Source organism: Carboxylicivirga sp., assembly GCF_982718395.1.
The window spans coordinates 1-10,915 of sequence record NZ_CEXQWX010000190.1 but is presented as its reverse complement, the minus strand read 5'-3'; the positions used below and the strand labels follow the sequence as shown (position 1 = coordinate 10,915).

The following is a 10,915-nucleotide window of genomic DNA, read 5'->3' as shown; positions in this document are numbered from 1 at the left end:
TGTAAGTAACCTTAACCAAACTAACAGGCCTAATTCTGATTTAATATCTAAAATCGGACTGACGGCGTTATCTAACAAAGTATTTCCATCTTCTTCCGTATGCTTAGATGTGTCGAAATAACCATTCACTTTACCTGAAGCGATATGCACTTTTATAAGATTGGCCGACGTATAGTTCTTTGTATAATAACTAAGATAACCGTTACCCTGACCTTTCATGGTAAGAACATTAAGTCCCTCAGCCAATGGATAACTGTTGTCATCACCCGATTGTCCAAAGTCAGTGACCCTTAAGCTTACTTTCTCTCCGTTTAAAGGTCCAACGAAAACGACCACCTCTTCATTGGTTTCAAAGTATATGCCTGTCATATTTTCAAACTGACTGTAGGTGCTGGTTTTTAACTCAGCTGTTAAGTCGCTCAATTCTCTGAATGGCTCATAATTCTGTACCCTGAACTCGGCTGGGTATTCACCTGCGAGCAGGTAGGCAGCGATGTTCTGAAGGAAGGGGTTTTGTATACCCACAATATCATTTATTGTTGTACCTGCTTGCAATTGGGAACAGGTAATATCCGTAAAAAAGTGCAAGTCTTGTTCAATGCTGTTCATCGCTTTGCTTTCATAACATTCAAACTCGGCAAGTGACACATAGTATTTACCAGCGTCTCCTGAATAAGCATCCGTGATGATAATTTTAATATTTTTAGGTCGGATAACCGGTGTAGAAAAACGAACAACAGCCGGTTGATTGCTTAGTGAGGCTTCAAGTGCACCTACTTGTTTATAACTGTCGTCATCATAGGTATTAATCCATATTGATGCTTCCTTGATAATTCCATTAGGACCACTTGTACGTGGATGTAACACTACATAGTTGGCGATGTTATCTTCAGCTTCTTCAACAGTAAACACCATTGTTATATCCGTATCTGAATACATACCTCCCCAAGGCGAATGATAAATTGTTGACGTTTGTCCGTCAATTGTATTATCGATGCCCTCGCCGCTTTGATACTTGTCAGCAGGTGATAAACTTACCGTCTGGATTGTCAGTTTGTGATCCTTTTCAAAAGTTGCCGGATCGCCAGGTTGATAATCGTCGGTAGTTAGTGATTGAGTAATCGTGAGGCTATCCTTCACCCCAGCTTCTTCATCCGAGAAATAAACCTTTCCCTGCCTTTGAATTATGTCATTTTCCAGTTGTTCTACTGCAATCTGAAAAATAAAATCAACCAAGTTGGTCTTTTGACCTTTCAAGCCGTCATCAGCTCTCTTAATCCAGGAATGTGAGAAGGATATCTCTGGAGAAGCATTACTGGCAATTTTCAGCTCCAGTTGTTGAGCGTTTAAATTAAGGTTAATCTCACGGGAATCGATCAGAATAACCGGCTTCGTTCCAAGCTGTGTAATGCTGATTGTTTCAGACAGCTCTGCTGCTTTTATTTTAACGGTAGCCGTACGAACATCAAAAGTGTTGTTTGAAGATACATTAATGCCAAGCCACGAACTATCTGTATTATTGACTTCTACAGTGCACCAGTCCTGATCTGAGGTAGCCGTCCAGTTCTCCACATTTGTTTCAAAGAATACACTCCTTGATGTTTCATCGGCCGGCATATTGATCAATTTGTCTTCTTCTTCAACTACCAAGGTAGGAGGTGGACTCGCTTTCTCCTTCTGGCAGGCTGAATAAGAAAAACATAAAAACAGCGTAGATACAATTAGTAATATTTTGAGTTTATACATAATACAACAATTAAATAATGATTTGTATTGCCTGAATAGCAGACGAGTGTGAAACATTAAATCTCAATAAGTCCATCTTTCTTTAAGGTTAGTATGGTTGATTACAAATTTCCTGCTTTAATAATCCGCCAAAATACATTTTGGCCCAGAGAAGAGTGACCTTTAACAATCTCTTAACCCTGATACCAAGGTTAAGAGATTGTTAGATTACCTAATTCAGAACAATTCAATTATTTCTTCAGCATAATTTTTTTAGAGTACGTCTCGCCATTTTGTGTTAAAGTGGCTATAAACAGACCTGAGAGGTGCCCAATGGAAACACTACCTTTTCCTTCCGGTACGACTTCTTTTAGTACGCAGGTGCCCGAAAGGCTATATATACTAAGAGTTTCTCCCGGATAAGCCGATTCAATAATCAGCTGATCAACATCCTGAACTATCAATCGCGAACCATATTCAAGTTTTTTCACAGCAGTTGAGGATGATTCCCAGGTATCATCAGCTTTATAGGGTGAAGCAACTCCGTTTACCAGAGTGGCATGGTTGCTACCTTTCGAATCATCTGCATTATCATTAAACTGGTAGTAAGCCAATAAATCAGCTTCAGACACCGGATTTGCCAGTTCTTTATTCATATTGTCCTTAATTTGTTGTTCTGTCCTGGCAACTGACCAAAAGCGCACTTCATCAATGATACCTTTATAGTTGCGAATGTCCTGGTTAGGATCTTTACCAAGGAAAAAGGCTCCGTCGAATTCTTCACCAGCATGTGGCCAAACGTTTTCCGAAGGCACTCCGTCCAGATACAAGGTGGCCTTGTCTGGTTCAACTACAAGGGCTATATGTGCCCACTGACCGTCTATTAGTGTATGGCCCGAATCCCAGTTCCAATTTTCACCATTCCAATGGTATCCAATTTTTAAGCCTGACTGTAAATTGATTCCGGCAGTTGTATTTCCTCCCCTGGCAAAGAAAACACCCGACCAGTCCTCTTGTGTACCTACCGTTTTAACCCAACCTTCTACAGTAAAGTGAGTCATTGTCTGGTTAAAAGCAGGCACCTCAACATAATCATCGGTTCCCGTGATGTCTAAGCTTTTGTTTTGCGCAATCGCATTACTAAACGTTATGACTGCAATCATAAGTAAAAGTCTCTTTTTCATAGTTAATTAATTTAGTTATTATTAAAACTTTAAGGATTAATATGCTATTCCTCCATTGCATGAGAAATAGATTGATTGATGGATTTCGTTAATTTATCAATGTCAACATCTGGTTGTGCTCCACCAAATTGAACGGTGAGCTTTTCATTGAAATCAGAAGGAAGGTAACCTCCGGACCATAAGAGAAAACGTTCAGAAGCAGAATCGACATCCGAACCGTAATCGCTGCGGCTGTCCTTATCTCCATCGGTGTGAGTAGCATAAGCCGAATTAAGTGCAACCCAATCATTGCTACCTTTTGGCAGGGCCCAATAGTTATAATAGTAGGCTTTGCGTACCAGTTGACCTGTCTCTGTGCCAAAATTGCTTATAAAGGCATGGACTCCGTTAAACATACGCTGCTCACGGGGTGCCTCCCATGTTGCAATGTATTGCCATTGTTCACTCTCTTCCGGCTTAAACCATGCCGACACCAAAACAGAATTATCAGAGTATGCGCGTATGTTGGTTAAGAACTTTATAGCTTCACCCGCCTTCCAGGGATAAATTCGAGAACTTTTCCCACCTGTTCCCTGGTTCTCAAACTCCGTCGCAATTGCATCTTTTGCCTTGGACAACAAAACAACACGATCCTCTATTGGAACCTTCGCTCTATTAACAGCCTCGTCAGAACTATCCCAGACAGAGAACAATATTCTTCTCTCGTTATCGTGATTAACCTGCATTCCCAGGTATCCTTTGTAAAAACCAAGACACATGTAAAAGCTATATAGCGGATCATAACCATTTGGTACGACAAGCTCACCGTGCAACCACTCAAATTCATATTCTTTTTGCTTATCCGCCGAAAGGTTTAAATGAACAGAAGGAGATGTCAGCCAGTTCGCCGCGCGAATCTTCCCATTGTATGAGATGGCTATAAGGTGATTAATGGAGGCAAAGTAATCATTGGTTTTATAAGAAGGCTGTAATGCCAATTTATAAAAACCGGGTTCGTCAATATTTAAGCTAACGTTTCCTGGATAAAGTTGAGATTGCCCCTGTCCTTCCACATTAATAATAAGATTTGTAATGATTGAGTTTGCCCTGTCAGGTTTCGTCACCTGTAGTTTAAAACCAGATGCTTCGTCCTGTTTCATCTCAGCCTCAATACCAAGCTCATAAATACCTTCTTCCATCCAGAGAAACCAGCAAAGTGAATGATTATCGCATATCCAACGATTAACCGGAGCCGGATGTATCCCACTATCGGAAATGGCATTGTGCTCTATGCCAGAACTCTTTTCAACATACGGTTCAACATAAGATTTATTGGCAGGAATGATCCATTTATTCTCACCGGAACCTCCGATTATTTCTTTTTGCCGGATGCTGTCTTTATCCTGTTGTTGCCCACAGGCATTACCTATCAGCATCAAACAAACAGCAATGATGATAACTCTGTAACTCACTTAATTTTGCTATTATCTTATTAACAGATGTATGTCAGATATGAAAACACCGCTTCATACCCAATGAAAGTCATTTAATAGCGGATGGACATAACCATCCGCTATCACATAGTGATCAAAAATTATTGAATTACCCCACCATATATGTATATCTCTGACAGGAAGGCGAAGAAATTCGGTCCTTCAACCGCGACATACTTAAAGTAACGCATTTGTGGCGAACCAGGTATTGCAAACTGCTGTCCGTCATCAATTGTAGCATCAAATTCAAATTCACCGTAATCGGTCCATGTAATGCCATCAACACTTCCTAAGAGCTGTATCTTTGTTTGTCCCCTACTGTCACCCTGACGTCTGTAACACTCAAATTTAGATACAGCCACCTGCTGCCCCATGTCTATAATAAACCAGTGAGGATAATCAGGGCTTCCACCTGCCCACTGCGTATGCCAGAATGTACCGAGCTCACCGTCAAATGCCGCGGTAACCAATCCATTAGGTGCTCCCTCATTAGGCTCCTCAGAAGAAAAATCTACAACTGCCCAGCCAGTTCTGTCAATTTGCTCTTCTACCAATGGTATGGCCGTAAATATTACAGGTTCTGACTTGTGTTCATATACATCTGTTGCAATTACAGAGAAAGTATGCTCCTGAACAGCTAATCCGCCAATTGCACCTACTCCCGTTTCAAGCGCATTAAAAGACACGGATTGCTCCTGTTGGTTTTCATCAGTGTAAGTAACAACTACTTTTACTTTTTTTCCGGTTTCGTTGATCCAAGACACCTTAACGCCACCAAAATCGGGTTTTACATCAACGGTTCCAATAACCAGTTCATACGGAGGTGTATCTGCACTTGCGGTAATCGACTGCTTTTCTGAACCATTTCCACTTTCATCATATGCTGTTAAAGTAAAATCGTTGGGATCAGTATTCCCAAAACCTTCAATCACCTTCTCCTGACTATACTTACTTGCTTTAACACTTCTGATCTTACCGTTTTCATCGGTGTAGTTAATATCTACGTAAAACAGATCTTCATCCGTTGGATTTGTCCAGGATAATTTAACGGAACCATAGTCTGAAGTCGCTTCAATATTCGATACGGGCCCCGGAGGAGTTGTTTCTCCTTCTTCTTTATCGCAGGCAAACAACATAGTGCCTGCAATCATCAAACTTAAGAATTTGTATATCGGTTTCATTTTTGCAAATTTTGAATAAACATTACCATCCAGGATTTTGTACCAGGTTCGTATTTATTTCCAGTTCCTTAATTTTGATTGGGAACAAGTAATAACCGGGAGAAAGGAATACACGTTCCTCGGTATCAACCACCTGATAGAATTCGGTGGCAGATGATCCGTTAATCTTCCATCCTTTAACAGGTGTATTAAATACTTCTTCTCCCATCTTCCAACGTCTGATATCCCAACAGCGGTGTCCTTCGTAGCACAACTCAATCGTGCGTTCTGTCCTTACCATCTCACGCATTTCCTCTTTGCTAAAGCTGCTTTTGCCAACCTTCTGCCAGGCTTGCAAAACCCCGGGAACACCCGATCTTTGGCGAATTCGATCTAGATAGGTGATTACATCACCATGACTGGCCGTCCCGTTGTACTCGTTTAAAGCCTCAGCATAGTTAAGGTATAATTCTGCCAGACGAACAACCGGCCACGGATAAAGAACAATATTATCCTTTGAGGCTGTCATCGTTGTATTGGGGTGAACTCCTTTTTTAACAAGGTAGCCTGTTGGTGAATAATCATTTCTGTTATCGGCATAACCATGGGCTTCATTAGAACGCATACGTAAGGATGTCACATCACCGTTAATTTCATAATCTCCCCTGTCATAGCCAATAGTAGCATAAAAACGAGGCTCCCTTTCCTGGTGTAGTTTAACAGTCACGCCATCTACTGTGTAGCGCCCGTCATAATCAAAATCTGGATCAACGTTAATCGGTAGTCCGTCTTTTGTCAGGAAGGCTTCCACCATACGCATCGTGGGGGCCTGCCCATTGTAAGTAGTACCATTACCATTAGCCGGTGCACTGTGCCTTTGCCAGCCATAATAACCTTCCGATTTGGAGTATCCCCATATCAATTCTTTATTCCAGGCATCCACCATGCTATAACGATAGTTGGCTACTGATTGATCGAATTCATCCACCAATGCTTCTGGATACTCATATAATTCTACTCCATTTCCCTCAGCCAAATCAATGGCTTCTTTAACGGCGTCAGCAGCACGTTTCCATTTTTCTGCTTCATAGGTTGTATTCATCAGAGCTTCACCATCCTTATTCTTGAAATCACTGTAAAACTCACTGTTACCATTAAATAAAGGTGATGCGGCATATAGCAACAGACGGGCTTTAATGGCCTTGGCTACCATAGCCGAAGGTTTACCGTATTCTGTTTGATCATCAATCAGTATTGGTAATTCTGCTGCTGCTTCATCCAATAAAGTGACTATGAAATCAACGCACTCGTCATAAGGCTTGCGTAAAGGGAAAAACTCTTCGTCAGGTGCGTCCAGTGGAACAGATTTCTCCATTAAAACAATTGGACCATACTGGCGAAGAAGAATAAAATGATAATAGGCGATCAGAAACTTGGCTTCAGCCTTCCATTGAACATTAAGGTCAGGATCAAGATCTGCAACATTGTCAATATTCTCAAGGAATACATAAGCTTGTCGTATACCATCGTATAGGTCAATACTTCCGGATGTCGTCCAGTAATCGAAGAATGGTTCATTGGCATTTAACTCGCCTTTCATCATACGCTTAGCATAATAATGACTTCTGTCCCATGGTGTCGCCATTTCGTCTGTACCCCACAAGCCAATACTTGAAAACATATCATTTTCCAATGGCATAAATGAGTAAAGGGAGAATAAGAAATTCTGTGCCTCACCGGGCCTTGCAAAGGCATCTTCCAGTGTTGGCGTATTATCTGGTACAATCTCCAGGTAGTCACATGAAAATGTGAACAAGGAAAGAAAGAGTACTATATATTTTAATTGTTTCATAATTCTTTATTTAATGGAATTACAGTTTTAATTGAACACCAATATTAACTACGCGTTGCGGTGGATAACCCAGACCATTCGTTCCGGTGTAATTAGGACTACCATTACCAATATTCATTTCTGGATCCCATAATTTAAACTTGGATATGGTGAACAGGTTGGTGGCGTTGGCGAAGAAACGTGCCTTTTTATAGGTATATCCCAACTCTAGATTTTTGAGTCTGATAAAATCACCATCGCGTAACCACCATGAGGAATTTTGCTGATTATTCGAGTTTTCAGTATCTGATAATCTTGGATAAAAAGCATTGATGTCCTGTGTTTCTTCGTTCCAGTAATCATCTGCGATAGCTTGCAGCACGTTTCTTTCGTTCTGAGCGAAGGGCTGAATATTCTGCAGGAAGAATGACACACGTGCCACGCCCTGGAAGAAGAATGAAAAATCTACATTTTTATACTTAAAGAATGAACCAAAACCATATACGATTTCAGGAACAGTCGGATGACCCATTGGAACCATATCATTAACATCAATACGATCCTGTCCGTCAATTGAGTTGGAAACATCCTTATACTTGATGTCGCCCGGCAATACCGGTCCAAATGTATGGCTTGCACTGTTGTCAATCTCTGCCTGGTCGATAAACAGGTGTTCAGCTTGCAGTCCCCACAATTGATTAATCGGACGTCCTACCTTCGACAGGTATGGGTATGTTTGTGCAGGCTCATCAATTTCAAGCACCTCATTCATGGCATAAGTAAAATTACCCCTTGCAGAAATAACCAGGTTACCAAATACTTTATTGTATTCCAATGAAGCATCAAATCCTCTGTTTTCTACCTTACCAATATTCGCGTATGGTTTGGCATTACCAATACCTACTGTACTTGGCACTGTTTCGCGCTGCATAAAAATACCGTCACGTATTTCGTGGAAAACATCGGCCTGTAACATGAAATCATTGAACAGTCCCAGTTCCAAACCAATATTGGTTTTACGTCCGACTTCCCAGGTTGTCAATTCGTTACCATACTGATCAATTGAAACCCCATTTCGCCAGTTATTAAAGTTTTCGCCAAAGGTATATCCGTAATCCCCATTAGATAAATTAACCTGGGTCAGATATGGGAAACGGTCTCCCCCAATCTGATCATTACCAACCAAACCATGTGAAACGCGTAATTTTAACAAGCTGATCGTTTCCTTCAATCCTTCAAAATAGGCTTCATTAGAAATGATATAACCCACTGCATACGAAGGGAAGTATCCAAAACGCTTACCACTGATAAAATTCTCACTACCATTATATCCGAAGTTGAACTCACCAAAATAACGATTATCGAATGAGTAAGTAAAACGACCTGCTACACCCTGGTTGCGGTATGGCAATAGTAGATAGTAGTCTGTTGCACTACCATTAACATACTCATCATGATTGTACAATAACATTCCGGAAATATCATGCTTACCGAAAGTTCGTAAATAGTTTAAAGCAAATTGCATGTATGTTTTGCGATCGCCGGCACTTCCTGAAGAATGATCAAGGGAGTTTCTTCCTCCGCTTCCCACTTGTTTTAATGTGTAATCATAATCACCTGTTTCAGGATTATAGGCATAGGAATCTACCTCATAATAAAATGGATCAATCTTACGATCGATGCTTGTTGAACTCCAGTTTTTGAATGAAATCAATCCATTAGCTGACAAACCTTTTGCAATGAAATCCAATTTCTGATCAAAGTTAAAACTGGAAATTACTGTAGAAGAAAATCTTTCGCTATACCCCTTGACCATCTCCGCATAAGGATTGATATACCTACCGCTGAAGAACCCACCTGATTTGTTACCAAAATACAAATGATCTTCACCTTCTCCCGGAAACATTATTGGAAAAGCCACGGGATTGGAGTTCATAATATTTCCATATAGGGATGAGGCTGACTCTACAGGCCCGTTGTAATCCTCTAGGTTGGCCGATATCTTCAAATCAATTTTGGTGGTTCGTGTCAAATTGACCGTCAAGTTGTTTCGTAGATTATATCGCTTTACGTCAATATTACTGTTATACGGCATTGATTCGTCTGACTTGAGGATACCACTATCATGAAAAATTGAAGCTGACAAGAAATACTGTGCTTTCTTACCACCACCTGTAACATTCAGGTTTCCCCGCTGGCTTTGGGCCATGCTTTTAAACAAGGTATTGTACCAGTCTACATTTGGGAAAACATACTTATTCAGCCCCTGCGCTGTTCCATCAATTTTCTCCTGGCTAAACTTCATCGGATCAAGAGGCCGACGCATCCTGATGGCTTCGTTATACATATTCATGTAAGTTACACCGTCGGCAAATTCAGGAATCTGCGTTGGTTGGGAGAAGGAAGTCTCAGCCCTGATACTAATGCTTGCTTTCTCCACATCTTTACCCGTTTTCGTTGTTATCAGTATAACACCATTAGCACCTCGTACACCATAAATGGCAGTTGCCGTCGCATCTTTCAATATTGAGAAACTGGCAATATTTTCTGGTTCAATATCGTTAAAGTCACCACTGCTCACCTCAACACCATCCACCAATATGAGTGGGCTTTTGTTAGCACCAAAAGTTGAAATACCACGAATCCAAAAATCGGCACCATCGGCTCCCGGCTCTCCAGAGCGCTGCACTGAGATCACCCCAGCCAGTCTGCCAGCCAGTGTTGTAGATAATGAACTGGTAGGCATTTTTAAATCTTCGGGCTTCACCGTGTTAATCGATCCGATCACACTGGCCTTCTTTTGTTTACCAAAACCAACTACCATTACCTCTTCCAGCCCTTGTGAATCGTCCATCATGGTCATATTAATCTGAGCCTGTCCATTATAGGTCACCTCCTGCTGTTTCATTCCAATAAATGTAAAAATGATGGCTTCGGCATCCGCTGGCACTTCCAGCGTATATTCCCCGTTTACACCGGTAATTGTACCAATAGAGGTTCCCTTAATAATTACATTAACTCCGGGGATTGCCGCACCTCCAACATCGGTTACGCGCCCCCTGACTTCTTTTGTGTCCTGCTGGACAAATGCCTGTTCAACAAAACGCTTATGTGAGATGATGATTTTATCGTCGAGAATAATATAACCGACTTCCTGGTCTTTCAGGATATGATTAAGAACCTCTTCGATTTCCGCTTCTTTAAAATCCGCTGAAATTTTCACTGCTTCATTTAACTCATCGGTGCTATACATGATGGACAATTCTGAGGCGCTATTGAGCTGGTCCAGCACCTCAACAATGGAATTGTTTTTCGCTGAAATAGACACTGTACTTTTTTGCGAAAACAGATCTGACGCTGTTATTGTCAGCAAGTTAACACAAAGTAAAAAAGTCGTAATCTTCATAACTTTAAACAGTTTACCCCTACACCGCATGATATACCACGTGCGGTCAAATTGAATTTTTTTCATACTTTTGAAATGGTTATATTAAAATTTTAAGGATGCTCCACTGCAATGGAGCGTTATTTAAGATTTAACGG

The 10,915-nt window shown here is 41.0% G+C and carries 6 protein-coding genes; all 6 read right to left on the bottom strand.

Features of this window, described 5'->3' with window-relative positions:
• The coding region (locus tag AC4MRQ_RS22405; RefSeq protein WP_491199960.1) for a BACON domain-containing protein at positions 1 to 1,746 on the bottom strand (1,746 nt) is incomplete at its 3' end.
• Positions 1,747 to 1,976: 230 nt separating this feature from the next.
• A complete protein-coding gene (locus AC4MRQ_RS22400) occupies positions 1,977 to 2,909 on the bottom strand; it encodes a LamG-like jellyroll fold domain-containing protein (RefSeq protein ID WP_491199959.1) in 933 nt (310 codons plus the stop codon).
• A gap of 44 nt (positions 2,910 to 2,953) precedes the next feature.
• On the bottom strand, positions 2,954 to 4,360 hold the full coding sequence (locus tag AC4MRQ_RS22395) for a DUF3472 domain-containing protein (RefSeq protein WP_491199958.1): 1,407 nt from the start codon (positions 4,358 to 4,360) through the stop codon (positions 2,954 to 2,956).
• 122 nt (positions 4,361 to 4,482) lie between these two features.
• Positions 4,483 to 5,562, bottom strand: coding sequence for a DUF5126 domain-containing protein (locus AC4MRQ_RS22390; RefSeq protein WP_491199957.1), 1,080 nt, complete (start codon positions 5,560 to 5,562; stop codon positions 4,483 to 4,485).
• Positions 5,563 to 5,584: 22 nt separating this feature from the next.
• Positions 5,585 to 7,393, bottom strand: coding sequence for a RagB/SusD family nutrient uptake outer membrane protein (locus AC4MRQ_RS22385; RefSeq protein ID WP_491199956.1), 1,809 nt, complete (start codon positions 7,391 to 7,393; stop codon positions 5,585 to 5,587).
• 19 nt (positions 7,394 to 7,412) lie between these two features.
• Complete coding sequence (locus AC4MRQ_RS22380) at positions 7,413 to 10,778, bottom strand: TonB-dependent receptor (protein WP_491199955.1); 3,366 nt, start codon at positions 10,776 to 10,778, stop codon at positions 7,413 to 7,415.
• Between the last annotated feature and the right edge of the window lie 137 nt (positions 10,779 to 10,915).